Raw genomic sequence first — 26,736 nt, 5'->3', positions numbered from 1 at the left:
CGTCATGGGCGTACGTCATGGGGTGTGCTGTGCGTCATGGGGGCGGGGGCGTCGTGCGGGTCGGGGGCGTCGTGCGGGGCGGGGGCGTCAGGAGGGGGTGGGCAGGTAGGCGTCGGCCTGGAGGCGGAAGAGGCGGGCGTACGTGCCGTCGCGGGCCAGCAGTTCGTCGTGGGTGCCCTCCTCGATGAGGGAGCCCCCGTCCATCACGAGGATCTTGTCGGCGACGCGCACCGTGGAGAACCGGTGCGAGACGACCAGCGACGTGGCCTGCCGGCAGATGGTGCGCAGGCGCCCGAAGAGGTCCGCCTCCGCCTCCGGGTCGAGGGCGGCGGCCGGCTCGTCGAGGACCGCGACCGGCGCGTCGCGCAGGAAGGCACGGGCGAGGGCGACCTTCTGCCACTGCCCGCCGGAGAGCTGCTGCCCGCCCTCGAAGTGCCGTCCCAGCGTGGTGTCGTACGCCTCGTCGAAGCGCTCCACGAAGGCGGCCGCGCCACTGGACTCGGCGGCGGCCCGGATGCGGGCGGTGTCGTCGAGGTGCTCCACGCGCCCGAAGCCGATGTTGTGCCGTACGGGCAGTTCGTAGCGGATGAAGTCCTGGAAGACGACGCCGATGTTCCGCTGCAGGTCGGTGGTGTCGTACTCCTCGATCGGCACGCCGTCGACGAGGATGTGCCCGCTCGTCGGCTCGTACAGGCGGGAGAGGAGCTTGACGATGGTGCTCTTGCCGGCGCCGTTCCGCCCGACGATGGCGCAGCAGGTGTTGGCCGGGACGAAGCAACTGAAGTTCTCGAGGGCGGCCTTCTCCGTGCCCGGGTAGCGGAAGGTGACGTCGCGGAACTCGATGCCGTGCGCGAGCCGCCGGGGGAACGGCCGCGTCCCGCCCGTGATCCGCCCCTCCGGCAGCGAGAGGTAGTCGAAGAGGTTCCCGGTGAACAGCGTGTTCTGGTACAGCGTCGCCACCCCCAGCAGCAGCCCCGACGCCGCCGCGTGCACCGCCCCCAGCGCCTGGAGGTACCCGGCCAGCTCACCGACCCGGCCCGTGGACGTGGTGGAGCGCAGCGCGAAGACCAGCGCCCCGGAGGAGGCGAGCACGCTGACGAGCCCGAGCGCCGCCGACCAGGCGTGCCGGCGGCGGGCCAGCGAGCGGTCCACCCGGAAGAAGCCCCGCACCAGCTCGCGGTACCGGTCCACGAAGTACGGACCGAGCTGGTACAGCTTCACCTCCTTGTACGAGGAGTCCGTCGTCGTCAGATCCTGGTAGTAGAAGGCGCGCCGCCGGTCCTGGGCGCGGTGGTACTCGATGGCGTAGCCCTGCTTGCTGAAGACGATGTGCGCGGCGAGCGCGGGCAGCGGCGCCAGCAGGATCGCCAGGGCCAGCCAGGGGTTCCAGGCGAACAGCACCGAGCTGACCATGACGAGGGACGCCAGCGAGGTGAGCGTCCGCATCATCTCGTCGAAGACCTCGAACGCCGTCCCGCTGCCGCTCTCGCGCAGGGCGCGCTGCAACCGGTCGTACGACTCGGGGTCCTCGTAGGCGCTCAGGTCCATCCTGGTGCCCTTGACCATGACGCGCTCGCCGATCTTGGCCGAGAACTCGAGCTGGAGCAGGGTGTTGAGGTACTGCGCGCAGGACGACACCACGTGCTCGGCCACCGCGAGTGCGACCAGCCCGGTCCCGGCGCGGGTCAGCCGGTCCATGGCCCCCGGTACGCCGGTGAAGGCGTCGGCGACCGCCTGGACGGCGTCGGCGGTCAGCCAGATCCCGCCGGCCGGCACGGCGGCGGTCAGCAGGGTCAGCACCGCGAAGGCCCCCACCCGTGCCGGGCTCAGACCCCAGAACGTGCGCAGCGCCAGCCACCAGTAGCGCAGGTCCCTCGACAGGCGCCGGTTCTCCTCGACCGCGGGGTCCGCGGCCGTGTCCGCCTCAGTCACGGGGCCTCCCCCGCAGGCAGTTGAGCACATGGCCCCACACCAGGTAGCAGCGGTTCTCGGCGGGCCGGTCCATCGGCAGCAGCCGGTTGACCTGCATGTGCGCGAGGCTCGCCAGGATCATGTCGCGCGACCCCCACAGCGTGCCCGCCGCCTCGGCGCCGGCGACCGCGCGGGCGGCCCGGCGTACCGCGCCGGCCTGCCGGTCCAGGACGCCGGCCAGCCGCTCGTGGTGCGCGCGCCCGAGCACGTGCGGGCGGCGGTCCCACGGGGCCAGCAGCTCGCACAGGTAGTCCCGGTCCTTGCGGTAGCGCTCGCGCGCCTCCCGGTCCTCGGCGGGCCGGGGCATGGCCGCCAGCCGCTCCCGGACGTCGAGGCCCCACTGGGCGTACAGGGCGTCCACGGCGGCGACGGTGACCGCCTCCGGGTCCAGTTCCCCGTCCCACACCAGCCGCAGCAGGCCGGTGCTCACCTCGCTGTTGGCCTCGAAGAGCCGCTCGACGGCGTCGTACGCGGCCGGGCCGCCGTACCGGCTGATCTCCGGCTGGTAGGTGGCCAGTTCGAGCCGGGACGCCAGCCCGCGCCGCACCAGGGACTCGCCCCACACCAGCAGCGTGTGCGCCGCCGTGCCGGACTGGCCGGCGGACCGGGTCCTGACCCTGATCCGCAGGTGCGGGTCGGGATCGGCGTACCGGATGTAGAACCACCGGTCGAGCTCCACCGCCCCGCGCACGTCCCGGACCAGGACGGGGAGTTCGGTGGCGGCGATCTCGTCGTGCAGGTCCCGGGCCGCGTACAGCTTGAGGTACGACCAGGCGGACCCGGGCAGGTGGCTGACGTGCGCGGCCGGGTCGGCCCGGCGGGCGACGTCCGCCGCCGGGGCGCCCGCGGGGGTGTTCCCGGCCAGCAGCGGGATCACCACCTCCGACAGGTACCCCCGCCCCTGCGCGTCCCGCAGCCACAGCCCGTCGTCGGCCGGCCCGGGCAGCGCCTCCTGGAGGGTCACCGCCTCCGTGGCGGCGCGCAGGTCGGTGAGCAGCTCGGCGACGCACGCCGGGTGCTCCAGGTCCAGCAGCAGCCGGTTGTCGTCGTCGGCCAGGTACACGTGGCGCGGCACGTTCCACCGCTCGCGCCACGCGGCCACGTCGGCGGCCGTGCGCGGCACGTCGCCCTGCGCGGGGTGCAGCGTCCACTCGGCCGCCCGCAGCACGACCCGGCCGCGTACGACGCGGGGCAGGCGGGGCGCGCCTTCCACGGGGCCCCAGCCGAACCCGGTGGGGACGCGGTGGCGGGCCCGGGACACCTCCAGCAGGAACCGGCACACGTTCGGCGCGCCGAGCGGGCTGAGCATGTGGTTCTGCACGACGACCAGTTCGCGGCCGAGCCGGGCCGAGTACAGCCGCAGCCCGTCGTCGGTGGCGCCGACGTGGACGTCCGCCAGGTCGACGACGTGCTCCGGCGCCACCGAGGGGGTGACGTTGACCGGGATCTCGTAGTCGTGCACGGCCGGCCGGATCGCCACGTTGGCGCCGCGCCCGTGGGCGGGCACGTACGACAGCTCGGCGAACACGGCGTCCGGCTCCAGGGCCTCCCGGGCGCGGGCGTAGGCGCGGAGCCGTTCGGTGAGGGAGGCGTCGAAGAGGTGGAAGAACCGCCCGAAGGTGCGCCCGCCCTCGCCGAGCCCGTCGCTGTTGAGGACCGCCCGCCAGCGGCCCTCGTCGATGGCCCGGGGACCGGCCGCCTCGATCTGTACGTACGCGTCGACGGCCGGGCAGTCCGGCCGGGAGCCGGTGGCGTCCGCGTCGGGCGGCAGCAGCCGCTCCAGCACGGCGTCGGTCAGCTCGACCTCCTCCGCGCCCCGGTGCCAGGCGTCGGCCGCGAGCGCCACGAGCGCCCGCGCGGTGTGCTCGGACCCGCTGCCGCCCGGCTGGGGCATCACCATGGCGCGCGGCGGGTTCAGGTAGCCGTTGGGCGCGTCCAGACCCCGCTCGGGGCCGAGGAGTTCGAGTACGGGGACGAGGGCGTCGGAGCCGTACCGCTCCAGGAACGCCTGGTGGTACGGCACGAGGTGCTCGTGGCCGTCCGGGCCGGCCGCGCTCAGCCGGGCCAGGCATCCGACCGCCTCGGCGACCTCGTCGGCGACCTGCGCCCCGATCCGGGTCCCGGTCGTTCCGAGACGGGAGTCGACCTGGAACGGCTGGGCCTTGTAGTCGGGGACCAGGGCACGCTGGGTGTCGCGCAGCCGCTGCAGTGTGCCGGTGTCCCCGGCGGTCGCCCGGCCGGTCAGCTCCACGACCTCGCGCAGCGGACCGGTGGTGCGCTCCGGGAGGCCGGCGGCGACGAGGCGCCCGAGCACGTGCTCCTCGGGGCGCGGGTCGGTGACGGCGGGGCGCAGGTCCGTGACGAGGATGCCCAGACCGACGAGTTCGGTGACGAAGGCGGTGGTGCGCTCCTCGCCCGCCGTGGGGAAGCGTTCGTTCAGCTCGGCCACCACGCGGGCGAACGGCACGGGCACCTCGGCCAGGCGCCGCACGTGGTCGAGCGCGGCCGTGGCGCGCACCCGGACCGAGCGGCGGTCCGCCTTGCCGTGGACGTCCGACGACGGCAGCACCAGCCGGTCGCCGACCTGGTGGGCCATGGCGTTCATGGTGACGTTCAGCCGGACCAGGTTCTCCGGCTCGGACTCCACCCGCTTGATCAGGGCGAGGAGCCAGCCCATGTCGGCCCGTACGCGGGCGGCGGCGACCGCCGTGCCGGCCAGGGACGCGGTCGTGACGTCGCCGAACTCGCCGACGGCCACCCCGGAGAACGCCCCGAACGGGGTGGGCCGGGTGCTCATCCGGGTCAGGTAGCGCAGGGCGCGGGAGAAGACCCGCCGTCTGCTGCGCTCGTCGGCGCCGGTGTCCCCGTCCAGCTTGGCGAGCCCGTCGAGCAGCCCGCTGCCGGCCGCCACCAGTCCATGGCGCACCCGCTCGTCGTCGGCCGGCGCCCGCAGGGGCCCGTCGGGGGTGTCGAGGGCGGCGCGCCAGGCGGCCACCGGAAGGGCCGGTGCCCGCAGGAGGTGGAAGTCGAGGGCGGCGTACCGGGGCATGGCGTTGATGGGGAGTCCTTCGCTGATCACGGGGACGGGGGCGGGGGCGGGGGGGGCGGGGTGAGGGACAGGGACGGGGTGAGGGACGGGGACGGGGGCGGGGGGAGGGACGGGGACGGGGGGCGGGGCGGTCACCGGGGCAGGAGCGCGTTCCACCAGGTGGGGCGGTGGCCGGTGGCGAGGGCGTGGAGCGTCACCGCGACGCCGGCCGCGCCGGTGAGCAGCCCGGGGTTGTCGACCACGTGGCCGGTGGTCTCGCGGTCGCGGAAGACCAGTGGGTGGCGGACCGGGTCCGCCGCGGCCACCAGCCGCCGCACGAGGCCGGGCAGCGCACGGGCGGCTCCGGCGCTGCCCCGCGCGGCGAACTCGTGCGCCAGGGCTGCGAGGCCGGCCACGCCGTGGCACACGGTCGGCGTTCCGTGGCCGCCGCCCCGGTCCAGGACGCCGTCGAGGGCGGCGAACGCCTCCGCCGCCAGGCCGCGGTCCCCGGTGGCGCCGGCCACCGCCAGCAGCGCGGCCGCGACCCCCGCGGTGCCGTGGCACCAGGAGGGCACCGCCTCGGCGCCCTCCGCCGTCGCCTCCCGTCCCCGGGCGGTCACGGGCACGGCGCGGGGCCACTGCCGGTCCCGCCCGCCGGCCGTGCCGACGCGCAGGAGCCAGTCGGTCAGGCGGTCGAGCGCCTCCCGGTGGCCGGGCCTGCGGTGGCCCTCGCGCCAGGCCACGGCGAGGGCGGCGGCCATTCCGGCCGCCCCGTGGGACATTCCGGTGTCGAGATATCCGTACGGATACGTGCTTTCGAGGTCGCCGTACGCCGCACAGCGTTCCGGGGAAATCATCCAGCGCGCCGGGGCGTCCTCGCCCGTTTCCTCCGCCAGCCACACCAAATGGTCCAGACAGTGCTCGACCGCCCGCAGAGTGTCCGGGTTCTTGTACGGCGTCGTGCTCAGGTGAACCAGAATTCCGGCGCTGCCGTAGACGAGGTCGTAATCGTGGTCGGCGACGCCGCCCTCCCGGCGGGGCCACGCGGTGTGCAGCACCTGCCGGGAGAGCCGTTCGTGGAGCGCGTGGAGACTGGGCAGGAAGCGTGGCTCGGCCGCGCAGCAGTCGGCCAGCACGAGCGCGAGTCCGGCCGTGCCGTCGAAGAGCCCGGGACGGGTCAGCGGCTCGTGGGCGGTGGCGTCGAAGGCGGCCCGCAGGAAGCGGAACGCCATGTCGGCCCGGCCGGCGTGCAGGTGGAGCAGCGCGAGGCCCGCGTGCCCCTCGCTGAGCGAACTGCCCGTCCACAGCGGCAGATCGGTCTGCCGGGCCGCCCGCTCGGCGTGTTCCTCGGCGCGCCGCGGTGTGTCCAGGCGTTCCCCGACCAGGGCCGCCAGGCTCTCCGCCCGTGCGGCGAGGTCCGGGGGAAGGAAGGATGCGGAATTCATGTGCGCGATGCCGGGTGGGGCGGTCCCCCCGGTGTTCGCCGGGGGGACCGCCGTCACTCCTGCGGCCGTCGGACCGTCAGCCCGTCAGCACTTGCCGTTGGTGCGGACCGCGGCGCAGGCGGCCGTCATCTTGATCGTCTGCTTGATGGTCTGCTTGACGACCCACTTGCTGGCGACGCGGGAGGCGACGCTGGCGACCGGGGAGAGCGACGTCTCGGCCGGGTCGGCGGAAACGGTCACACGGGCGTCGAGGTGAAACTCGTCCATGGGATAAAGCACCTTTTCTGCGAAAACTCGGGGGCTGAAATACCCCCGGCCGAGAAAATTACCGACGCCTTCCGGGTGCGTGTACCCGACGAATTTCCGTTTTTCCGCCCCCCGTCCGGGGGGTCCGGCCGGCCGGTCGGCGGGGCTCCGGGAATGGCCGTCGGCCCCTGGCCGCCGGAGCGGCCGACGGGCCCACGCCACCGGAGCGGCCGACGGGCCCCGGCGCCCACCGCCGTCAGCGGGCCTGGAGGGCGTCCAAGGCGACCGCCATGCAGAAGGCGAGCCGGCGGTCGAGGGCCGGGTCCTGGATCTTTATCGCGTACTGGTCGCGGAATCCGATCTTCCGCTCCACCGACATGACGGGCTCACCGTCCCGTACGAAGTCGAAGTGGTAGACGAACGGCACCGGCAGCGGGAAGGGCAGCACCGCGTCGACGACCTCCCAGCCCCGGCGGGCCAGCGCGATGCCCAGGCTCCGCTCGGTGCCCCTGGCCGCCGGGCCGGCGCCCTCCGGCCCCTGCGTCAGGTGCCAGGTGGACCGGAGCAGGGACGCCTTCGCGTCCTTGCGGAAGGCGCCTATGGGGGTGCCGTCCGGCCCGGTCACGTCATAGGTGGCCCCGAGGTCGATGACCTGCCGGGCCTTGAAGCCGCCGAGCACCTCGGAGCGGTCCTCGCCGGTCCACAGCGAGACCTCCTCCTTGACCATGAACCGCTTCTGCTCGGCGAAGGCGAAGACGTCGACGCCACCGGGGTCGGTGATCACGTACCGGTTCACCAGAGCGGTGATCTTCTGGGTCATCTGGAACTCGCTGAGCTGCTGCATACGAGGACAGTAGGCAGCGCCGGCAGGCCCTTCCGTACGCCTGAAGTCGGATCACCGCCCCCGACGATCGGCGGGGGTCAGCCGTACATCCGCCGCATGGCGAAGTCGACCATCTGCTCCACGGCCTTGGCGTCGAACACCATCCGGTGGTCGCCCTCCATGTCGAGGACGAAGCCGTACCCGGTCGGCAGCAGGTCGATCACCTCGGCACCGGTGATCACGAAGTACTTGGACTCCTTGCCCGCGTACCGGCGCAGCTCCTTGAGCGAGGTGAACATCGGGATGACCGGCTGCTGGGTGTTGTGCAGGGCGAGGAAGCCGGGGTTGTCACCGCGCGGGCAGTAGACCTTCGAGGTCGCGAAGATCTGCTGGAAGTCCTCGGCCGACAGCGACCCGGTGGTGAACGCCCGCACGGCGTCCGCGAGCGAGGGCGGCGACGGCTCGGGGTACAGCGGCGGCTGCTGCGCGTACCCCTGCTGCGGCGGGGCGTACGCGCCCTGATTCTGCTCGTACCCGTACATGCCCGTAAGCGTACTGAGTACGCCGCCCCCGCGCGGCCCCGCCCGGGATCCGGCCGCGCGGCCCGGAAGCCGGCACCGCGCCCGGAATCCGGCGCGGTGGTACCGGACCGGTACCGCCCGGGGCGCCGGCGCGTCACGCGTCACAGATCGCCCCATAGGGGTTGCTCTTATTACCGGCGGGTAGCATCATCGTAGCTACTTGCTGGTACGTGTACGAGGATTCCGCCTCCCCGAGCCTTACGGAGCCGTCGCCATGGGGCACTACAAGTCGAATCTCCGCGACATCGAGTTCAACCTCTTCGAGGTCCTCGGGCGCGACAAGGTCTACGGCACCGGTCCGTTCGAGGAGATGGACGTCGAGACCGCGAAGAGCGTCCTCGACGAGATGCGCCGTCTCGCCGAGAACGACTTCGCCGAGTCCTTCGCGGACGCCGACCGCAACCCGCCGGTCTTCGACCCCGAGACGAACACCGCGCCGATCCCCGAGTCCTTCAAGAAGTCCTACAAGGCCTTCATGGACTCCGAGTACTGGCGCCTCGGCCTGCCCGAGGAGATCGGCGGCACCACCTCCCCGCGCTCGCTGATCTGGGCGTACGCGGAGCTGATCCTCGGCTCCAACCCGGCCGTCTGGATGTACTCCTCGGGCCCCGCCTTCGCGGGCGTGCTCTTCGAGGAGGGCAACGAGGTCCAGAAGAAGATCGCCGAGATCGCGGTCGAGAAGCAGTGGGGCTCCACCATGGTCCTCACCGAGCCGGACGCCGGCTCGGACGTGGGCGCGGGCCGCACCAAGGCCGTGCAGCAGGAGGACGGCTCCTGGCACATCGAGGGCGTGAAGCGCTTCATCACGTCCGGTGAGCACGACATGTCGGAGAACATCCTCCACTACGTGCTGGCCCGCCCCGAGGGCGCCGGCCCCGGCACCAAGGGCCTGTCCCTCTTCCTGGTGCCGAAGTACCACTTCGACTGGGAGACCGGCGAGCTGGGCGAGCGCAACGGCGTGTACGCCACGAACGTCGAGCACAAGATGGGCCTGAAGGCGTCCAACACGTGCGAGATGACCTTCGGCGACCAGCACCCCGCCAAGGGCTGGCTGATCGGCGACAAGCACGACGGCATCCGCCAGATGTTCCGCATCATCGAGTTCGCCCGCATGATGGTCGGCACGAAGGCGATCGCCACCCTCTCCACCGGCTACCTGAACGCGCTGGAGTACGCCAAGGAGCGCGTGCAGGGCACCGACCTGGCGAACTTCATGGACAAGACCGCGCCCAAGGTCACCATCACGCACCACCCCGACGTGCGCCGCTCGCTGATGACGCAGAAGGCGTACGCGGAGGGCATGCGCGCCCTCGTCATGTACACCGCCGCCGTCCAGGACGAGATCCAGATCAAGGAAGCGGCCGGCGAGGACGCCAAGGCGCTCCACGGTCTGAACGACCTGCTCCTGCCGATCGTCAAGGGCTACGGCTCCGAGAAGTCCTACGAGCAGCTCGCCCAGTCGCTCCAGACCTTCGGCGGCTCCGGGTACCTCCAGGAGTACCCGATCGAGCAGTACATCCGCGACGCCAAGATCGACACCCTCTACGAGGGCACCACGGCGATCCAGGGCCAGGACTACTTCTTCCGGAAGATCGTCCGCGACCAGGGCGCCTCGCTGAACACCCTCGCCGAGGAGATCAAGAAGTTCCTGGCGGTGGGCACCGGCGGCGACGAGCTCGCCCCGGCGCGCGACGCGCTCGCCAAGGCGGCCGTCGACCTGGAGGCGATCGTCGGCACGATGCTGACGCACCTCACCGCCACCGGCGAGGACGTCAAGAACATCTACAAGGTCGGCCTCAACACCACCCGCCTGCTGATGGCCTCCGGTGACGTGGTCGTCGGCTACCTGCTGCTGCGCGGTGCCGCCGTCGCCGCCGAGAAGCTGGAGACCGCCTCCGCCAAGGACAAGGCGTTCTACCGGGGCAAGATCGAGGCCGCGAAGTTCTTCGCCGCCACCATCCTGCCCGGCGTCTCCACCGAGCGCGCCATCGCCGAGGGCGTCGACAACTCCCTCATGGAGCTGGACGAAGCCGCCTTCTAGTCCCGGTCGGTCCGCGACCGGCCGCGACCGCTCATGACGGCCCGCCCCCCGAGGTCCCGGGGGGCGGGCCGCCGGCGTTCACGGCGCCGGACGGGCCGCGCACACCGAGAAGTGGCTCACCCGGCACGTGTCCGACGGCACCGCACCACGCAGATTCACCGCCGTGCCGTCACCCGCCACGTACCACCGCTCGCCGCGCGGGACGCCCGCGACCGGGCGCTCCCCCGGCTCCATCGCCACCCACCGGCCGTGCACCGTGCGGTGCCAGCGCGCCGGCGCCCCGCAGAACCGGCAGGTCATGAGCGAACCGGCGCGCGGCGGCCGCGGCGCGGGTATCGAGGCGCGCAGCGTCGCGGCGGTCACCGGCAGGATGTCCCCGAGGCGCACCGGGTCCCGCTCCGGGGTGCCCGTCGCCGCCGTCGTGCACGCCGCGCACAGCGGCATTCCGAACGGGGCGCTCCACCGGGCCCCGGGCGTCTCGCAAGCGGCACAGACGGGCGTGGTCGTCGTGGTCACCAGTGCACCTCCGGTCGCGACCGGCGAGTCAGCGGACTGCTGTCCCGCTCCGTTCTCCGATAGTCGCAGCCACCACTGACAATGGGCCGTTCGCCCAGGTCTCACTCAACTGACCCGACCGTAAAGTGAGGGCATGAGCAGCTCACCCCCCCGCTTCGACCGCGGCCACACCGACGACCTCATGACCTTCCTGGCGGACTCCCCGACGCCGTACCACGCCGTGGCCAACGCCGGTGAACGGCTGGAGAAGGCCGGCTTCCAGCGGCTCGACGAGACCGCCGCCTGGGACGGTACGAGCGGCGGCAAGTACGTCGTCCGCGGCGGCGCGATCATCGCCTGGTACGTACCGGAAGGCGCCGCCCCCCACACCCCGTTCCGGATCATCGGCGCCCACACCGACTCGCCCAACCTGCGGGTCAAGCCGCAGCCCGACATGGGCGCGCACGGCTGGCGGCAGGTGGCCGTCGAGACGTACGGCGGAACCCTGCTCAACACCTGGCTGGACCGCGATCTCGGCCTGTCCGGCCGGCTGACGCTGCGCGACGGCAGCCACCGGCTGGTGAGCGTCGACCGGCCGCTGCTGCGCGTGCCGCAGCTCGCGATCCACCTGGACCGGCAGGCCAACGAGGGCCTCAAGCTGGACCGTCAGCGGCACATGCAGCCGATCTGGGGCCTGGGCGACGACGTCCGCGAGGGCGACCTGATCCGCTTCGTGGCCGAGGAGTCGGACGTGGCCGCCGCCGAGGTGGCCGGCTGGGACCTCATGGTCCACGCCCTCGAAGCACCCGCGTACCTGGGCCGGGACCGCGACCTGATGGCCGGGCCGCGCATGGACAACCTGCTGTCCGTGCACGCGGGCGTGGCCGCGCTCGCCGCCGTGTCGGCCGCGGGGGGCCTGGAGTTCATCCCCGTGCTCGCCGCCTTCGACCACGAGGAGAACGGTTCCGAGTCCGACACCGGCGCCCAGGGCCCCCTGCTCGGCGGCGTGCTGGAGCGGTCCGTCTTCGCCCGCGGCGGCGGGTACGAGGACCGGGCCCGCGCCTTCGCCGGCACCGTCTGCCTCTCCTCCGACACCGGCCACGCCGTCCACCCCAACTACGCCGAACGCCACGACCCCACGCACCACCCGCGCGTCAACGGCGGCCCCATCCTCAAGGTGAACGTCAACCAGCGGTACGCGACGGACGGCAGCGGCCGTGCCGTCTTCGCGGCGGCGTGCGAGAAGGCGGGCGTGCCGTGGCAGACGTTCGTCTCCAACAACGACATGCCCTGCGGCACCACGATCGGCCCCATCACCGCGGCCCGTCACGGCATCCGGACCGTGGACATCGGCGTGGCGATCCTCTCCATGCACAGCGCCCGCGAACTGTGCGGCGCCGACGACCCGTTCCTGCTGGCCAACGCCCTTGTGGCGTTCCTGAAGTAGCCCGCCTCGCGTAGGTGTTGCGGGACGGGGTACCCGCAACACCTACGCATCGACAGGAGGCGGGAATCATGGGCCTTGGTGGCTGCATCATTCTCATAGCGGTCGGGGCGATCCTCACCTTCGCGACCGACTGGGAAGCACAGGGCGTCAATCTGGACCTGGTGGGGCTCATCCTCATGGCGGTCGGCATCATCGGTGTCGCGACCTTCACCAGCATCGCCAGGCGGCGCCGGGCGGTCGTGCCCCCGGTCGCACCGACGGTGGTCGACCCGGCCGACGAGCGGCGCTACTGATCCGTACCCGAGCGAAACATCCGCGAAAGGCCGTGCCTGACACCGTGTCGGCATGGTTCTGCTGGGACAACAGACGGCCCTCGTACGTCACCGGGGGCCACGGCGGCGGGTGTTCTGGAGCACCGTCGCCGCCGCCGTGACGCTGGCGCTCGCCGTGGGCGGCCACGCGATCCGCACGTACGACGAACGGCCCCCGTGGGGGTCGGACATCGCCTATGAGGCGGGCTACCTCCAGGGCAACCGCGTCCGCCACCACGATCGGACCGGGGACCGCGTGCGGGACCTGCTGGCGGGCGGCTGCGCCCGCATGGAGGCCGAGGGGCTGGGCGGCCGGAAGGCCACCCACAACCCGGCGCTGTGGGTGGCCGGCTGCCTCGACGGGGTGGCCGGCAGGCCCTCCCGGCACCAGGGCCTGGCGTACTGAACGCCGAAGACCCTAGGCGTCCATGCCCGCGAGGATCAGCGGCAGCCGGGCGGCGCCCGACGCGGTGACCTTCACCGGGACGCCCCAGTCCTGCTGGTGGACGTGGCAGGCCGGGTACTCGTTGGCGGGGTCGTCGTCGCAGGACGCGGCCATCGCCGACACGTGCAGCACGCCCTCGGTGACGTCCGGGTTCAGCGTCAGCTCCCGGGACAGCTCCGTGCCGGTGCCCTCACCGGAGGTGAGCAGCGCGGGCGGCGTGGACGACACCAGGAGGCGCGTGGAGGGCCCGTACCGCTCGTCGAGCTTCTGGCCCGCCGGCGCCCGGAAGACGACGTCCAGCTTCAGCGTGCCGGGCGCGACCTCGGTCGCCTCCCGGCGCGTGCGGTGCGCCACGGCGTCCACCCGGACGGCCTCCTCGGGCAGCCGCAGCCGGGTCAGCCGGTGGCGCGCCGACTCGACGACGACGATGTCGTCGCCCACGAGCACCGCGTCGCTCGGCTCGCGCAGGTCGGTCGCGAGGGTCGTGACCTCACCGGCCGCCGGGTCGTAGCGGCGCAGGGCGTGGTTGTACGTGTCCGACACGGCGACCGACCCGTCGGGCAGCGCGGTCACGCCCAGCGGGTGCTGGAGCAGTGCCTGGCCGGCCTCGCCGTCGCGGTGGCCGAAGTCGAACAGGCCGGTGCCGACGGCGGTGTGGACGGCCCCCTCGGCGTCGACCCACCGCAGGGCGCTGGTCTCGGAGTCGGCGACCCAGAGGCGGTCACCGGCCGCCGCGAGCCCGGACGGCTGGGCGAACCACGCCTCGCCGGCGGGCCCGTCGACGAGCCCCTCGTTCGTCGTGCCCGCCGCCACCCGCACGGTGCCCTTCTCCGGGTCGTACGCCCAGAGCTGGTGGACGCCCGCCATGGCGATCCACACCTCGTCCCGCCACCAGGCGACGTCCCACGGCGACGACAGGGCCACCTCGCGGGCGGGCCCGGCGGTGGGCGAGCCCTGCCACCACTGCGCGCCGGTCCCGGCGACCGTGGAGACCTCACCGGTGGCGAGGTCCAGCACCCGCAGCGCGTGGTTCACCGTGTCGGCCACGACCACCCGCCCGCCGGGCAGCGCGCACAGCCCCTGCGGCTCGTTGAACCGCGCCTTCTCCGCCGGGCCGTCGGCGAGGCCGCGCTCACCGGTGCCGTACCGGCGCACGACGCTCTCCCCGTCCGGTCCCAGCTCCACCACCTGGTGCCGGGTGGTGTCGGTCACCAGGAAGTTGCCGTTCTCCAGTGGCAGCGCCTTGCCGGGGAACCGCAGGTGGGTGGCGACCGGGGCCGGCGGCACGTACGGCCCGTCCCCGCGCCGCAGCGTGCCCTTGGCCTCGTGCTCGGCCTCCAGCTCCTCGACGAGCCGCCCGATGGCCGTCGCGTGCCCCTCGCCCGCGTGCTGCGCGACGACGTACCCCTCGGGGTCGATGACGACGAGCGTGGGCCAGGCCCGTACGGCGTACTGCTTCCAGGTGGCGAGCTCCGGGTCGTCGAGGACGGGGTGGTGGACCTCGTACCGCTCGACGGCGTCGACGACGGCCTGGTGCTCGGCCTCGTGGACGAACTTCGGCGAATGGACGCCGACGATCACGACGGTGTCCCGGTGCTTCTCCTCCAGCTCCCGCAGCTCGTCGAGGACGTGCAGGCAGTTGATGCAGCAGAACGTCCAAAAATCAACAATAACGCACTTACCTCGCAGGTCAGCGAGGGTCAGGGCTTTGCCTCCCGTGTTCAGCCAGCCACCCTTGCCGGTCAGCTCGGGGGCACGGACACGGACACGGCGGGGCGCGGGCGCGGGGGTGGGCGCCGGGGCGGCATCGTTCATGGTTCAAGCTTGCCATTCGCCCCGGGACGGCTCACAGGCCGAGGGACTGTGAGGCCGGCGCCGTGCCTTCCACCCGGACGCGGATCTTGGCGAAGGCCGGCTCGCGGGAGGTGGAGGTGTCGTCGGCGAACGGGGAGAAGCCGCAGTCGTCGCAGGTGCCGAGCCGGTCGGCCGGGATGTGGCGGGCCGCGAGCAGGACGCGGTCGCGGACCTCCTCCTGGGGTCTCGACCCGGGGGTCGATCGGGTCGGTGACACCGACGAAGACCCGGGTGCCGGGGCGCAGGTGCTCCGCGATGATCCTGAGCACCCGCTCCGGGTCGGCTTCGCCGGCGAGCTGGACGGAGAAGTTGCCGGCCCTCAGCTCGAAGAGCTTGGGGAGGAGTCCGGCGTGGTCGACGTCCGCGCTGCGGGTGGAGTCGTGGTCGCCGCCGGGGCAGGTGTGCACGCCGATGCGGGCGCGCTCGTCCTCGTCGAACCGCCCGAGGACCTTGTTGTTCAGGGCGATGAAGTCGTCGAGCACGCCGCCGTGCGGACGGGTCGAGCTTCAGGGACAGCCGCCCTTCGGTGAAGTCGAGCTGCACCCGGTGGGCGCCCGCTTCGAGGCAGCCGCGGATGTCGGCTCGGCGACCTCGCCGACGAGGCCGAGGGGGGCCGCCGGCCGCGGGGCGCCGTCCGGGGCCGCGTACGGCCCGAGGTGGCAGAGGTCGCCGCAGGTCAGAGGGGGTGCGGGACACCTGGAGGGGTATGGGTGCGACGGGTGTGACGCGCCGGGTCCCGCACGGGTCCGGTGAAGTTCACCGGATCGCGTGGGGTGAGGGTGGGCGTTGACCCCGAGCGGGCGGGGCCGGGGCGGGTAGGCGTCCGGTATGAGATATCTGGTACGCGACAAGATCTTCGCCATCGGCGACGACTACTGGATCGAGGACGAGAACGGCCGCCACGCCTTCCTCGTCGACGGCAAGGCGCTGCGGCTGCGCGACACCCTGGAGCTGAAGGACCCGGCGGGGCGGGTGCTGGTGACGCTGCGGGCGAAGGTGCTCAGCCTGCGGGGCGCCATGACCGTCGAGCGGGAGGGGCGGGCGCTCGCGACCGTGCGGCGCAAGCGGCTGTCGCTGCTGCGCGACCACTACCACGTGACCGTGGAGGACGGGCCGGACATGGACGTGAGCGGCCGCGTCCTGGACCGGGAGTTCAGCGTGGAGCAGGGCGGCAGGCCGGTGGCGCGCATCTCGCGGAAGTGGCTGAGCGTGCGCGACACGTACGCCGTCGACGTCCTGGCGGAGGAGGCCGACGCGGCGCTGCTGATCGCGGTGGCGGTGTGCGTGGTGCGGATGGCGGAGCGGGAGTGACGGCCACCGCCGCGCCCGCGGCCGGGCGCGGGCGGGTGGCGCGGTGGGGTCAGCGGCGCGGTGGGGCGACGCCCAGGACGCGGTCCTTGAGGGCGGGGAAGCGGTCGCGGGTAGCCGCCACGTGATCGGGGTCGAGGTCCACCGTGAGGACCTCCTCCGCCTCGCCGGCCTCCGCGAGGACCTCGCCCCAGGGGTCGACGACGATGCTGTGGCCCGCCTGGGGGACGCCCGCGTGCGTGCCGGCGGTGCAGCACGCCAGGACGTACGCCTGGTTCTCCACCGCGCGGGCGCGGGCCAGCAGGGTCCAGTGGTCGCGGCGGCGCTCGGGCCAGCCGGCCGGGACGGCGAAGGCGAGGGCGCCGGCGTCGACCAGGCCGCGGAAGAGCTCCGGGAAGCGGAGGTCGTAGCAGGTGGCCACCCCCAGGGGCAGGCCCGGCACCGGGACGGTGACCAGCTCGTCGCCCGCCGACATCAGCACGGCCTCGCCCTGGTCGAAGCCGAAGCGGTGGATCTTTCGGTAGGTGGCCGCGAGGTCGCCGGAGGGGGAGAAGACCAGCGTGGTGTTGTACAGGGAGCCGTCGGGGGCGCGCTCCACGATGGAGCCGGCGTGCAGCCAGACGGAGGCGTCGGCGGCCGCCTTGGCCATCGCCCGGTGCGTGGGGCCGTCCAGCGGCTCCGCCTCGGCCTCGAACGAGTCGTAGGCGAAGGCCCCGACGGGCCACAGTTCGGGCAGGATCACCAGGTCGGCGACCCCGCGCTGTTCGGCCACCAGCGAACTGACGCGGGACCGGCGGGAATTGGGCGTTTCGTCCGGATCTACCGCGATCTGGATCAGTGAGGCGCGCACACTACCACCGTCCTGGCATTCGAGCCGTCAACACGGGCCTACGATCGTCACACGAAAGCACTGCCGGGGTGCCTCGTGGCAGCGTAACTTAACTGCCACAGCACCCAGCCCGCGTACGAACCGCCCGAGGGGTCCCGTGACCGTCCATCCCAGCCTCCAGCCCTACGCCGACGCCTGGACCCACTCCATCGAAGCGATATCCGAGCTGGTGCAGCCACTCGTCGAGGGGGAGTGGAATCGAGCCACGCCCTGCCCGGGGTGGTCGGTGCGCGACATCGTGTCCCACATCATCGGCATGGAGTGCGAGATGCTCGGCGATCCGCGGCCGATCCACTCGCTGCCGCGCGACCTCTACCACGTACGCAGCGACTTCGCGCGCTACATGGAGATGCAGGTCGATGTGCGCCGGCACCACACCGGGCCGGAGATGACGGCCGAGCTGGAGTACACGCTCATCCGCCGCGCCCGTCAGCTCCGCAACGAGAACCGCTCCCCCGACACCCTGATCCGCGCCCCGCTGGGCGCCGAGCAGTCGCTGGAACTGGCGTACCGCATGCGGGCCTTCGACGTCTGGTGCCACGAGCAGGACCTGCGCACCGCGCTGGGCCGGCCGGGCAACCTCGACTCCCCCGGCGCGTACGTCGCCCGGGACAACTTCCTGACCGTCCTGCCGAAGGTCGTCGCCAAGGACGCGGGCGCCCCGCCGAACAGCGCCGTCGTCTTCGACGTGCACGGCCCGGTGGAGTTCCTCCGTACGGTGCGGGTGGACGCGGACGGCCGCGGCACCATCGACGGCGCGCCCTCGCTGGGCCCGGCCGCGACCCTCGCCATGGACTGGGAGACGTACGTGCGCCTCGCCTGCGGGCGGGTGCGTCCGGCGGCCGTGGCGGACCGGGTCAAGGTGGAGGGCGACACGGAGCTGGCCGGGGCGATCCTCGCCTCCTTCGCGGTCACCCCGTAGGGTCCGCCGGCCGCGGCCGCTACGCCGCCGGGACGTGGACGGCCTCCACCCGGCTCGCCACCAGCCGCTCCCGCTCCAGTCGGGCCGTGCGCGCCCGCAGCCGCAGGATCTGGGCGACGCCCAGCGCCTGGAGCGCGAAGACGGACGAGAAGGCGATCCGGTAGGCGCCGCCGGTCGCGTCGAGCAGCACACCGACGGCGAGCAGGGTGGTGATCGAGGCGGTGAAGCCGCCCATGTTCACGATCCCGGACGCCGTGCCCTGCCGCTCCGGCGGGTTCGCGGGGCGGGCGAAGTCGAAGCCGATCATCGAGGCGGGCCCGCACGCGCCGAGGACGACGCACAGGGTGGCCAGCACCCACATCGGGGCGTGGTCGCCCGGGTACGCGAGGGTGGCCGCCCAGACGACGCCGGTCGCCGCGACCGTCCCGAGCGCGAGCGGGACCCGCGCCCCGTGGTGCCGGGCGATGATCTGGCCGTAGGTCATGCCGAAGACCATGTTGGCCAGCACGGTCAGCGTCAGCATGTCACCGGCGGCACCGCGTGAGAGGCCCTGGTCCTCGACGAGGAACGGCAGGCCCCACAGCAGCAGGAAGACCATCGCGGGGAACTGGGTGGTGAAGTGCACCCACATGCCGAGCCGGGTGCCCGGCTCCCGCCAGGAGAGGGCGATCTGGTGGCGGACGTAGGCCGCGCCCGCGTGCTGCGCGGGTTCCGGCTCGTACCCCTCGGGGTGGTCCTTCAGGAAGAGCGTGACCAGGACCAGGACGACCGCCCCGGCCAGCGCGCTGCCGGCGAACGTCGCCGTCCAGCCCAGCCCGTCCAGCGTCCGGGCGATCACGATCGTCGAGACGAGGTTCCCGACGACCCCGAAGAGCCCCGCGACCTGCGCGATCAGTGGCCCGCGCCGGGCGGGGAACCAGCGGGTGCCGAGCCGCAGCACGGAGATGAACGTCATCGCGTCGCCGCAGCCGAGCAGCGCGCGGGAGGCCAGCGCCATGCCGTACGAGGGGGAGAGCGCGAAGCCGAGCTGGCCGAGGGTGAACAGCACCACGCCCAGCGTGAGGACCTTCTTGGTGCCGAGCCGGTCGACCATGAGGCCGACGGGTATCTGCATGCCGGCGTAGACCAGCAACTGGAGTATGGAGAAGGTGGACAGGGCGGAGGCGTTGACGCCGAAGCGGTCGGCGGCGTCCAGGCCGGCGACGCCCAGCGATGTGCGGAAGATGACGGCGACCAGGTAGACGCAGACGCCGACGCCCCAGACCAGGGCGGCGCGGCGGCCGCCCGGCGGGTCGGACGGGAGGGCGGTGTGGCTCACCGGTCCTCACCCCGCACCAGGTCCTTGACGCGGCTGACGTGGCGGCGCACGCACCGGGCGGCGCCCTCGGCGTCCCCGGCGCGGACGGCGTCGAGGATCTCGGCGTGCTCGGTGATGTTCTTGGCGACGCGGTCGGGGTGGGCCTCCATCACGGCGACACCCATGCGCAGTTGCCGGTCGCGCATCTGGTCGTAGAGGCGGGAGAGGATCTCGTTGCCGGCGTGGCGGACGATCTCGGCGTGGAAGCAGCGGTCGGTGACGGCGACGGCCGCCAGGTCGCCCTCGTCGGCGCGCCGCCGCTGCTCGTCCAGCAGCTCCTCCAGCCGCTGCACGAGCCGGGCGGGGGCGGGTACGGCCTTGCGTACGGCGAACTCCTCGACCAGCAGCCGGGTTTCGACGACGTCGGCGATCTCCTGCGCGGAGACGGCCAGGACCAGGGCGCCCTTCTTGGGGTAGAGCTTGAGCAGCCCTTCCATCTCCAGCTTGAGCAGCGCCTCGCGCACCGGCGTGCGGGACACCCCGACGGCCTCGGCGAGCTCGCCCTCGGTGAGGAGCGTCCCGCCCTGGTAACGGCGGTCGAGGACGGCTTGCTTGACGTGGGTGTAGACGCGGTCGGCCGCGGGCGGGGCGGAAGGCATGCACACAGCATAGATACAAGAGGGGTGCATCAGGGCCCGTTCGGCGCGGCCTTTGACCCATCTCACAGGCGGCGGGCGCCCCGTGTGACCCACGCCCTATGACCTGTATCACGTGGCCCGGGTCACGCTCCCGTACATCCTTCGGCCGGGTTCGCGGGTCTCCTCATGGGCACTGGTTTTCCAGCCCCCCAGGTTGAGGCGTTTTCGACGCACTTGAGACTCGGACTCGGAGCGTTTTCCTTTGATATCGACGAACACGGCCGTGCGCCGCGCCGCCACGGTCGCCCTCGCGAGCGGTCTGCTGCTGACCGCCTCCCCGCTCGCCGCACCGGCCGCGCACGCCGCCACGCCGATCCCCTCCATCAGCGCCAAGGGCGGCTTCCTGCTGGACCAGGCGGACGGCAAGGCCATCTACGGCAAGGCGAACACCACCCGCCGCCAGATGGCGAGCACGACGAAGATCACGACCGCGATCGTGGTCCTCACCACCCCGGGTGTGGACCTCAACCGCAAGGTCACCGTCAAGCAGGCGTACCGCGACTACGTGGTCCGCAACGGCGCGAGCACGGCCGACCTGCGCACCGGTGACAAGCTCACCGTCCGCCAGCTCCTGTCCGCGATGATGCTGCCGTCCGGCAGCGACGCCGCGTACGCCCTGGCCGACACCTTCGGCACCGGCACCACCACCGCCGCCCGCACCAAGTCGTTCATCGGCAAGATGAACGCCAAGGCCAAGCAGCTCGGCCTGACGAACACGATGTACGACTCGTTCGACGGCATCTCGGCGGCCGGGTACAACTACACGACCCCGCCCGAGCTGGCGAAGATGGCCCGCCACGCCTTCAGCAGCTCCGTCTTCCGCGAGATCGTCAAGGCGCCCTCGTACAAGGCCGTGGCGACCACCAGCACCGGCGCCACCCGCACGTACACCTGGTACAACACCAACAAGCTGCTCGGCTCCTACAGCGGCGCCAACGGCATGAAGACCGGCACCGGTACGGCCGCCGGCCCGTGCCTGGTCTTCGCGGCCACCCGTGGCACCAAGACCTACGTGGGCGTCGTCCTGAACGCCCCCGACCGCTTCAACGACGCGGCCAAGCTGCTGGACTTCGGCTTCGGCTCGACGACGGCCAGGACCATGGAGCTGCGCTCCCTGCCGGCGGGCGCCCAGCGCGACTGACCCGCCCCCATGCCGAAGGGCCCGGACGCGACGGCGCGTCCGGGCCCTTCCGTCTGCCGGGCTCAGGCCCAGGTGATCAGCCGCTTGGGCTGCTCCAGGACCGCGGCGACGTCCGCCAGGACCTTGGAGCCAAGCTCGCCGTCGACCAGGCGGTGGTCGAACGACAGCGCCAGCGTGGTCACCTGACGGGGCTTCACCTTGCCCTTGTGGACCCATGGCTGGAGCTTGATCGCACCGACCGCGAGGATCGCGGACTCACCGGGGTTGAGGATGGGCGTGCCGGTGTCGACGCCGAAGACACCGACGTTGGTGATGGTCACCGTGCCGCCCTGCATGGCCGCCGGCGTCGTCTTCCCCTCACGGGCCGTGGACACCAGTTCGCCGAGGGCCGCCGCCAGTTCGGGCAGCGTCTTGTCGTGCGCGTCCTTGATGTTCGGCACGATCAGACCGCGCGGCGTGGCGGCCGCGATGCCCAGGTTGACGTAGTGCTTGAGCACGATCTCCTGGGCGGCCTCGTCCCAGGAGGCGTTGATCTCCGGGTTGCGCCTGATCGCGACGAGCAGCGCCTTCGCGACGAGCAGCAGCGGGTTCACCCGCAGCCCGGCCATGTCCTTGTCGGACTTGAGCTCCTCCACCAGCCGCATCGTGCGCGTGACGTCGACCGTGACGAACTCGGTGACGTGCGGCGCGGTGAACGCGGAGCCGACCATCGCCTGGGCGGTGGCCTTGCGGACGCCCTTGACGGGCACGCGGGTCTCGCGTGCGCCGGCCGCCACGGGGGCGGGTGCCGGAGCCTGGGCGGGCTGCTCGGCCTGCGGCGCCTGCTGCGGTACGGGGACGGCGGCGGGCGCGGCGACCGACGCGGCGGCCAGGGAGACCGCGGCGTGCACGTCCTCGCGGGTGATGATCCCGTCCGGACCGGTCGGGGTCACCGTCGCCAGGTCGACCCCGAGGTCCTTGGCCAGCTTCCGCACGGGCGGCTTGGCCAGCGGCCGGGGGGCGGCGGGCGCGGCCGCCGCGTGGTGGCCGTTCAGCTCGCCCTGCACGGCGGCCCGGGCGGCGGGCTGCTGCGCGGGGGCCTGGGCGCCCTTGCGCGGGCGGCGCTTGGTGGACGTCTCGGCGACGCCGTAGCCCACGAGCACGGGCTGGCGGCCCGTCGGCTCCTCGGCGGGCTCGGCGGCCGCGGCGGTGGTGGCCGCGGCGGCGTCCTTGGCGGCCGGCTCCTCGGCGGCGGGCTGCGCCGTCTGCGGCTGCTCGGCGGCGGCGCCGGGCGCCACGTTCACCGAGATGATCACCTCGCCGACGTCGACGGTCGTGCCCTCCGGGAAGCGCAGCTCGTGCACGACCCCGTCGTACGGGATCGGCAGCTCCACGGCCGCCTTGGCGGTCTCGACCTCGCAGACGACCTGGCCGTCGGTGACCGTGTCACCGGGCTGGACGTACCACTTGAGGATCTCGGCCTCGGTGAGCCCCTCGCCCACGTCCGGCATCTTGAAATCGCGGATCACAGCGGGTCTCCTCAGTACGCGAGCGAGCGGTCGACGGCGTCGAGCACCCGGTCCAGGCCCGGCAGGTATTCCTCTTCCAGCCGTGCCGGCGGATACGGCGCGTGGTAGCCGCCCACCCGCAGGACCGGTGCCTCCAGGTGGTAGAAGCACCGCTCCGTGATGCGCGCGGCGATCTCGGCACCCGAGCCGAAGAACACCGGCGCCTCGTGCACGACCACGAGCCGTCCCGTCTTCTCGACCGACGCCTGGACGGTGTCGAAGTCGATCGGCGAGACCGACCGCAGGTCCACGACCTCGACCGACCGGCCCTCCTCCGCCGCGACCGCGGCGGCCTCCAGGCAGACCTTCACCATCGGGCCGTACGCCGCGAGCGTGAGGTCCGAGCCCTCGCGCACCGTACGGGCGCGGTGCAGCTCACCGGGGATGGCCTCGGTGTCGACCTCGCCCTTGTCCCAGTAGCGCCGCTTCGGCTCGAAGAAGATCACCGGGTCGTCGCTCTGGATGGCCTGCTGGAGCATCCAGTACGCGTCGGACGGCGTCGAGGGCGAGACCACCTTCAGGCCGGCGACGTGCGCGAACAGTGCCTCGGGCGACTCGCTGTGGTGCTCTACGGCGCCGATGCCGCCGCCGTAGGGGATGCGGATGACGACCGGCAGCTTGATCTTGCCGAGCGCGCGGGCGTGCATCTTCGCGAGCTGCGTGACGATCTGGTCGTACGCGGGGAAGACGAAGCCGTCGAACTGGATCTCCACGACGGGGCGGTAGCCGCGCAGCGCGAGCCCGATCGCCGTGCCGACGATGCCGGACTCGGCGAGCGGGGTGTCGATGACCCGCTCCTCGCCGAAGTCCTTCTGGAGTCCGTCGGTCACCCGGAACACGCCACCGAGCTTGCCGACGTCCTCGCCCATGATGAGGACCTTGGGGTCGGTCTCCAGGGCCGTGCGCAGCGACTCGTTGAGCGCCTTGGCGAGGGGGAGTTTCAGTACGGACATGGTTACTTGACCTCCCCGTCCGCGAAGGACGCCTGGTACGCGGCGAACTGCGCGCGCTCCTCGTCGACGAGCGCGTGCCCGTCGGCGTACGTGTGGTCGAACATCGCCATGTGGTCGGGGTCGGGCATGGCGCGGACCGCCTCGCGGACGCGCTTGCCGAGCGTCTCCGACTCCTCCTCGAGCCCCTCGAAGTAGGCGGCGTCGGCCAGTCCCTGCTTCTCCAGGTACGTGCGCAGGCGAAGGATCGGGTCCTTGGCCTCCCAGGCCGCCCGCTCGTCGTCGAGCCGGTAGCGGGTCGGGTCGTCGGAGGTGGTGTGGGCGCCCATGCGGTAGGTGAACGCCTCGACCAGGGTGGGGCCCTCGCCCCGGCGCGCCCGCTCGAGGGCCGAGCGGGTGACCGCGAGGCAGGCGAGGACGTCGTTGCCGTCCACGCGCACGCCCGGGAAGCCGAAGCCCTGCGCGCGCTGGTAGAGCGGGACGCGGGTCTGCTTCTCGGTCGGCTCGCTGATCGCCCACTGGTTGTTCTGGCAGAAGAAGACGACCGGGGCGTTGTAGACGGCGGAGAAGGTGAACGATTCGGCGACGTCACCCTGGCTGGAGGCGCCGTCCCCGAAGTACGCGATCACCGCGCTGTCGGCACCGTCCTTGGCGACACCCATGGCATAGCCGGTGGCGTGCAGGGTCTGCGAACCGATGACGATCGTGTACAGGTGGAAATTGTTGCTGGTCGGGTCCCAGCCACCGTGGTTCACGCCACGGAACATTCCGAGCAGATTGGTCGGGTCGACGCCCCGGCACCAGGCCACTCCGTGCTCGCGGTAGGTCGGGAAGACGTAGTCGTCGTCCCGCAGTGCGCGGCCGGAGCCGATCTGGGCGGCCTCCTGGCCGAGCAGCGAGGCCCACAGGCCCAGCTCGCCCTGGCGCTGGAGTGAGGTGGCCTCGGCATCGAACCGGCGGGTCAGCACCATGTCGCGGTACAGACCGCGCAGCTCCTCGGGGCTGAGGTCGATGTCGTACTCCGGGTGCTGGACGCGCTCACCCTCGGGCGTCAGCAACTGTACGAGCTGGGGCTCGGCGCTCTGCGCGCCGGATGCCTTGGTTGCGCTCGCGCTGGTGCGCTTACTGCTGCGTCGCGGCTTGCGCGCGGCAGTGCCTTCCACGGTCACGTGCGTGCTCCTCCGTCTGTCCGGCCCCCGGGGTCTGCCGGGCGGCCAGTGCGGCTCCGCCTGTCTCCGTACGTGTGCACGGGGGTGGGTGCCCTCGGCCGGGAACAGGCGTGACAGGTGCCCCGGCGAGCCCCCTGTCATAGGCACGTTACCCAGTGCACCGCATTACTGCGAAACCCCCTTTGACCTGCAATTTTGCTTGGATTTCCAAGTAAATCGCGAAAGGGGGGACAAATGACTGGTCACAGCCTTGTGAGCCGCCGGAACAGGGGCACGGTATCCCGCGCACCCCGGGCACGGGAAGAGTGAGTATGTGAGACTGATTCCGTGCGCGAACAGGGAAAAATCACCGTTTTTCTGCTGGATGACCACGAAGTCGTCCGCCGCGGCGTCCACGAAATGCTGTCCGTCGAGGACGGCATCGAGGTGGTCGGAGAGGCCGGTACGGCCGCGGACGCCCTGGTCAGGATTCCGGCGACCCGGCCGGATGTCGCCGTTCTCGACGTCCGGCTCCCCGACGGCAGCGGCGTGGAGGTGTGCCGGGAGATCCGGGCGCGGGACGAGTCCGTCAAGTGCCTGATGCTCACCTCGTTCGCGGACGACGAGGCGCTCTTCGACGCGATCATGGCCGGGGCGTCCGGTTACGTCCTCAAGGCCATCCGGGGCAGCGAGCTGCTGGCGGCGGTACGGGACGTGGCGGCCGGCAAGTCCCTGCTGGACCCGGTGGCGACCGCCCGGGTGCTGGAGCGGCTCAGGGACGGCAGCGGCCCCAGGGGCGACGACCGGCTGGCGGCCCTGACCGAGCAGGAGCGCCGCATCCTGGACCTGATCGGCGAAGGGCTGACCAACCGCGCGATCGGCGAGCGGCTGCACCTGGCGGAGAAGACGATCAAGAACTACGTCTCCAGCCTGCTGTCGAAACTGGGCATGGAACGGCGCTCCCAGGCGGCGGCGTACGTCGCCAGGATGCAGGCGGAACGCCAGCACTGACGGGCGTGACCGGCGGCCGGGCGCCGTGCCCCTGTCCAGCCCTTGGACCACCCCCTGGACCACTCCGTGGACTGTTCCGGCGAGCGACTCCGCCACCACGCTCCGTGATCTAACATTTGGTGAGTGCCGCGCTCATCTGCAACCGTCGCCCCTCCCGTGAGTGCGCTCCTGCGCCGCTACGACGACCCGGGCGAGCCCCTCTCCTGCGTACCCGTCACCCAGGGCCTGCTCAACCGCGGCTACCGGCTCGCCACCACCCACGGCTCGTACTTCCTCAAACAGCACCTGGACGCCCCCACGGCGGACCGCGCCACCATCGTCCGCCAGCACCGCGCCACCCAGCGGCTGCACGACCTCGGCGTCCCCGTGGCCCCGCCGCTGCCCGACGCGGAGGGAGACACCGTCGCCGAGATCGGCGGCCGCTGCTACGCCCTGCACCCGTGGATCGAGGGCCGCCACCGGGCCGGCGCCCAGCTCAGCACGGCCGGCTCCCGCCGCCTCGGCGCGCTCCTGGGGCTCGTGCACACGTGCCTGGAGCAGGTCATGGAGCCGCACCGCGAGCACCGGCACCGCAGCGCCGACCCGGAGGAGACCTTCCGGGTCATCGACCGGCTGCTCGCCCTGGCCCGGGCCCGGCGGCCGCGCGACGCCTTCGACGAACTGGCCGAGCACCGGCTGCTGGAGCGCCGCAGGCTGCTGGCCGACCACTCCCACCGGCGCCCGCCGCCGGCGTCGGCGGGCGGCTGGGTGCACGGGGACTTCCACCCGCTGAACCTGCTCTACCGGGGCGCCGAGCCCGCCGCGATCATCGACTGGGACCGGCTGGGCGTGCAGCCGCGGGCGGAGGAGGCGGTACGGGCGGCCGCGATCTTCTTCGTCCAGCCGGCCGGCGGCCTGGAGCTGGACAAGGTGCGCGCCTACGCGCGCGCGTACCGGCGGGCGGCGGGGGCCGACGCGGAAGAACTGGCGGCGGCGGTGCACCGCGTGTGGTGGGAGCGGCTGAACGACTTCTGGATACTGCGCTGGCGCTACCAGCTCGACGACGGCAGGGCCGACCCGCAGTTTCCTGCGGCGTCGGCCCTGGCGGTGTGGTGGACGCGGGAGTACGAGGCGGTGTGCGACGCCTTCGCGGGCTGAG

General features: G+C 72.5%; 25 protein-coding genes. 10 read left to right on the top strand and 15 right to left on the bottom strand.

The window, feature by feature from the left end:
* Nucleotides 1-87: 87 nt before the first annotated feature.
* The 6 genes from E2B92_RS14745 to E2B92_RS14720 form a co-directional block, all read right to left on the bottom strand.
* Entirely contained in the window at nt 88-1,932 is a 1,845-nt protein-coding gene (locus E2B92_RS14745) for an ABC transporter ATP-binding protein (protein WP_235023818.1), read from the bottom strand.
* On the bottom strand, nt 1,925-5,050 hold the full coding sequence (locus E2B92_RS14740; RefSeq protein WP_235023817.1) for a lantibiotic dehydratase: 3,126 nt from the start codon (nt 5,048-5,050) through the stop codon (nt 1,925-1,927). The genes E2B92_RS14745 and E2B92_RS14740 overlap by 8 nt, the downstream gene beginning before the upstream one ends.
* A gap of 101 nt (nt 5,051-5,151) precedes the next feature.
* Entirely contained in the window at nt 5,152-6,444 is a 1,293-nt protein-coding gene (locus E2B92_RS14735) for a lanthionine synthetase LanC family protein (RefSeq protein WP_126884102.1), read from the bottom strand.
* 84 nt (nt 6,445-6,528) lie between these two features.
* Nucleotides 6,529-6,711, bottom strand: a complete 183-nt coding sequence (locus tag E2B92_RS14730; RefSeq protein ID WP_126884103.1) for a hypothetical protein — start codon at nt 6,709-6,711, stop codon at nt 6,529-6,531.
* 235 nt (nt 6,712-6,946) lie between these two features.
* Nucleotides 6,947-7,534 carry a hypothetical protein gene (locus tag E2B92_RS14725; protein ID WP_126884104.1) on the bottom strand — a complete coding sequence of 196 codons (588 nt, stop codon included), beginning with the start codon at nt 7,532-7,534 and terminating at the stop codon, nt 6,947-6,949.
* A gap of 77 nt (nt 7,535-7,611) precedes the next feature.
* Complete coding sequence (locus E2B92_RS14720) at nt 7,612-8,055, bottom strand: SseB family protein (RefSeq protein ID WP_073756645.1); 444 nt, start codon at nt 8,053-8,055, stop codon at nt 7,612-7,614.
* Nucleotides 8,056-8,308: 253 nt separating this feature from the next.
* On the opposite strand from E2B92_RS14720, the gene E2B92_RS14715 reads away from it, so the two are divergent.
* Complete coding sequence (locus E2B92_RS14715) at nt 8,309-10,135, top strand: acyl-CoA dehydrogenase (RefSeq protein WP_126884105.1); 1,827 nt, start codon at nt 8,309-8,311, stop codon at nt 10,133-10,135.
* A 78-nt stretch (nt 10,136-10,213) separates the two neighbouring features.
* On the opposite strand, the gene E2B92_RS14710 is transcribed toward E2B92_RS14715, so the two are convergent.
* Nucleotides 10,214-10,651: a DUF6083 domain-containing protein gene (locus E2B92_RS14710; RefSeq protein ID WP_235023816.1), complete on the bottom strand. Its 438-nt coding sequence runs from the start codon at nt 10,649-10,651 to the stop codon at nt 10,214-10,216.
* A 133-nt stretch (nt 10,652-10,784) separates the two neighbouring features.
* Between E2B92_RS14710 and E2B92_RS14705 the strand changes: the two genes are divergently transcribed.
* The 3 genes from E2B92_RS14705 to E2B92_RS14695 all read left to right on the top strand — a co-directional run bounded on the left by E2B92_RS14705 (nt 10,785) and on the right by E2B92_RS14695 (nt 12,794).
* Nucleotides 10,785-12,077: a M18 family aminopeptidase gene (locus E2B92_RS14705; protein ID WP_126884106.1), complete on the top strand. Its 1,293-nt coding sequence runs from the start codon at nt 10,785-10,787 to the stop codon at nt 12,075-12,077.
* A gap of 68 nt (nt 12,078-12,145) precedes the next feature.
* Nucleotides 12,146-12,370 (top strand): DUF6458 family protein, encoded by a 225-nt coding sequence (locus E2B92_RS14700; RefSeq protein ID WP_126884107.1) that lies wholly within the window; start codon nt 12,146-12,148, stop codon nt 12,368-12,370.
* A 52-nt stretch (nt 12,371-12,422) separates the two neighbouring features.
* On the top strand, nt 12,423-12,794 hold the full coding sequence (locus tag E2B92_RS14695) for a hypothetical protein (protein ID WP_126884108.1): 372 nt from the start codon (nt 12,423-12,425) through the stop codon (nt 12,792-12,794).
* Between the two features lie 12 nt (nt 12,795-12,806).
* Here E2B92_RS14695 and E2B92_RS14690 read toward each other — a convergent pair whose 3' ends face one another.
* Both E2B92_RS14690 and E2B92_RS34125 read right to left on the bottom strand, forming a co-directional pair.
* Complete coding sequence (locus E2B92_RS14690) at nt 12,807-14,648, bottom strand: NHL domain-containing thioredoxin family protein (RefSeq protein ID WP_126884109.1); 1,842 nt, start codon at nt 14,646-14,648, stop codon at nt 12,807-12,809.
* A 31-nt stretch (nt 14,649-14,679) separates the two neighbouring features.
* A complete protein-coding gene (locus tag E2B92_RS34125; RefSeq protein ID WP_235023815.1) occupies nt 14,680-14,904 on the bottom strand; it encodes a hypothetical protein in 225 nt (74 codons plus the stop codon).
* A 28-nt stretch (nt 14,905-14,932) separates the two neighbouring features.
* Between E2B92_RS34125 and E2B92_RS34120 the strand changes: the two genes are divergently transcribed.
* Together E2B92_RS34120 and E2B92_RS14680 are read left to right on the top strand one after the other, a co-directional pair.
* Nucleotides 14,933-15,217 (top strand): hypothetical protein, encoded by a 285-nt coding sequence (locus E2B92_RS34120; RefSeq protein WP_235023814.1) that lies wholly within the window; start codon nt 14,933-14,935, stop codon nt 15,215-15,217.
* 298 nt (nt 15,218-15,515) lie between these two features.
* Nucleotides 15,516-15,998, top strand: a complete 483-nt coding sequence (locus tag E2B92_RS14680; protein WP_126884110.1) for an LURP-one-related/scramblase family protein — start codon at nt 15,516-15,518, stop codon at nt 15,996-15,998.
* 49 nt (nt 15,999-16,047) lie between these two features.
* Here the strand turns inward: E2B92_RS14680 and E2B92_RS14675 are convergent, their stop codons facing one another.
* The gene (locus E2B92_RS14675) at nt 16,048-16,845 is read right to left on the bottom strand and encodes a carbon-nitrogen family hydrolase (protein WP_126884111.1); all 798 of its coding nucleotides are present in this window, start codon (nt 16,843-16,845) and stop codon (nt 16,048-16,050) included.
* 136 nt (nt 16,846-16,981) lie between these two features.
* Here E2B92_RS14675 and E2B92_RS14670 point away from each other — a divergent pair, with 136 nt between their 5' ends.
* The gene (locus E2B92_RS14670; protein WP_126884112.1) at nt 16,982-17,806 is read left to right on the top strand and encodes a maleylpyruvate isomerase family mycothiol-dependent enzyme; all 825 of its coding nucleotides are present in this window, start codon (nt 16,982-16,984) and stop codon (nt 17,804-17,806) included.
* A gap of 19 nt (nt 17,807-17,825) precedes the next feature.
* On the opposite strand, the gene E2B92_RS14665 is transcribed toward E2B92_RS14670, so the two are convergent.
* Nucleotides 17,826-19,124 (bottom strand): MFS transporter, encoded by a 1,299-nt coding sequence (locus E2B92_RS14665; RefSeq protein WP_126884113.1) that lies wholly within the window; start codon nt 19,122-19,124, stop codon nt 17,826-17,828.
* Nucleotides 19,121-19,762 (bottom strand): GntR family transcriptional regulator, encoded by a 642-nt coding sequence (locus E2B92_RS14660; protein WP_185923530.1) that lies wholly within the window; start codon nt 19,760-19,762, stop codon nt 19,121-19,123. Before E2B92_RS14660 ends, E2B92_RS14665 begins: the two co-directional genes overlap by 4 nt.
* A gap of 244 nt (nt 19,763-20,006) precedes the next feature.
* Here E2B92_RS14660 and E2B92_RS14655 point away from each other — a divergent pair, with 244 nt between their 5' ends.
* Nucleotides 20,007-20,942, top strand: a complete 936-nt coding sequence (locus E2B92_RS14655; RefSeq protein WP_235023835.1) for a D-alanyl-D-alanine carboxypeptidase family protein — start codon at nt 20,007-20,009, stop codon at nt 20,940-20,942.
* A 62-nt stretch (nt 20,943-21,004) separates the two neighbouring features.
* Here E2B92_RS14655 and E2B92_RS14650 read toward each other — a convergent pair whose 3' ends face one another.
* From E2B92_RS14650 to pdhA, 3 genes are read right to left on the bottom strand one after another with little or no spacing between them, the layout of a single operon-like run.
* On the bottom strand, nt 21,005-22,432 hold the full coding sequence (locus tag E2B92_RS14650) for a dihydrolipoamide acetyltransferase family protein (protein WP_126884138.1): 1,428 nt from the start codon (nt 22,430-22,432) through the stop codon (nt 21,005-21,007).
* A gap of 29 nt (nt 22,433-22,461) precedes the next feature.
* Nucleotides 22,462-23,442: an alpha-ketoacid dehydrogenase subunit beta gene (locus tag E2B92_RS14645; RefSeq protein ID WP_126884115.1), complete on the bottom strand. Its 981-nt coding sequence runs from the start codon at nt 23,440-23,442 to the stop codon at nt 22,462-22,464.
* 2 nt (nt 23,443-23,444) lie between these two features.
* A complete protein-coding gene (gene pdhA, locus E2B92_RS14640) occupies nt 23,445-24,608 on the bottom strand; it encodes a pyruvate dehydrogenase (acetyl-transferring) E1 component subunit alpha (RefSeq protein WP_126884116.1) in 1,164 nt (387 codons plus the stop codon).
* 327 nt (nt 24,609-24,935) lie between these two features.
* On the opposite strand from pdhA, the gene E2B92_RS14635 reads away from it, so the two are divergent.
* Together E2B92_RS14635 and E2B92_RS14630 are read left to right on the top strand one after the other, a co-directional pair.
* Complete coding sequence (locus tag E2B92_RS14635; RefSeq protein ID WP_126884117.1) at nt 24,936-25,598, top strand: response regulator; 663 nt, start codon at nt 24,936-24,938, stop codon at nt 25,596-25,598.
* A 123-nt stretch (nt 25,599-25,721) separates the two neighbouring features.
* Nucleotides 25,722-26,735 (top strand): phosphotransferase, encoded by a 1,014-nt coding sequence (locus E2B92_RS14630; RefSeq protein ID WP_126884118.1) that lies wholly within the window; start codon nt 25,722-25,724, stop codon nt 26,733-26,735.
* Nucleotide 26,736 lies beyond the last annotated feature (1 nt).

Source organism: Streptomyces sp. WAC05374, assembly GCF_004353505.1.
Lineage (GTDB): Bacteria > Actinomycetota > Actinomycetes > Streptomycetales > Streptomycetaceae > Streptomyces.
This window is presented reverse-complemented; position numbering and strand designations above follow the sequence as displayed.

Coding starts and splice junctions, on each gene's coding strand:
- E2B92_RS14735 (WP_126884102.1), bottom strand. CDS start 6,444: ATGAATTCCGCATCCTTCCTTCCCCCGGACCTCGCCGCACGGGCGGAG.
- E2B92_RS14730 (WP_126884103.1), bottom strand. CDS start 6,711: ATGGACGAGTTTCACCTCGACGCCCGTGTGACCGTTTCCGCCGACCCG.
- E2B92_RS14725 (WP_126884104.1), bottom strand. CDS start 7,534: ATGCAGCAGCTCAGCGAGTTCCAGATGACCCAGAAGATCACCGCTCTG.
- E2B92_RS14720 (WP_073756645.1), bottom strand. CDS start 8,055: ATGTACGGGTACGAGCAGAATCAGGGCGCGTACGCCCCGCCGCAGCAG.
- E2B92_RS14715 (WP_126884105.1), top strand. CDS start 8,309: ATGGGGCACTACAAGTCGAATCTCCGCGACATCGAGTTCAACCTCTTC.
- E2B92_RS14705 (WP_126884106.1), top strand. CDS start 10,785: ATGAGCAGCTCACCCCCCCGCTTCGACCGCGGCCACACCGACGACCTC.
- E2B92_RS14700 (WP_126884107.1), top strand. CDS start 12,146: ATGGGCCTTGGTGGCTGCATCATTCTCATAGCGGTCGGGGCGATCCTC.
- E2B92_RS14695 (WP_126884108.1), top strand. CDS start 12,423: ATGGTTCTGCTGGGACAACAGACGGCCCTCGTACGTCACCGGGGGCCA.
- E2B92_RS14690 (WP_126884109.1), bottom strand. CDS start 14,648: ATGAACGATGCCGCCCCGGCGCCCACCCCCGCGCCCGCGCCCCGCCGT.
- E2B92_RS14680 (WP_126884110.1), top strand. CDS start 15,516: ATGAGATATCTGGTACGCGACAAGATCTTCGCCATCGGCGACGACTAC.
- E2B92_RS14660 (WP_185923530.1), bottom strand. CDS start 19,762: ATGCCTTCCGCCCCGCCCGCGGCCGACCGCGTCTACACCCACGTCAAG.
- E2B92_RS14650 (WP_126884138.1), bottom strand. CDS start 22,432: ATGCCGGACGTGGGCGAGGGGCTCACCGAGGCCGAGATCCTCAAGTGG.
- E2B92_RS14645 (WP_126884115.1), bottom strand. CDS start 23,442: ATGTCCGTACTGAAACTCCCCCTCGCCAAGGCGCTCAACGAGTCGCTG.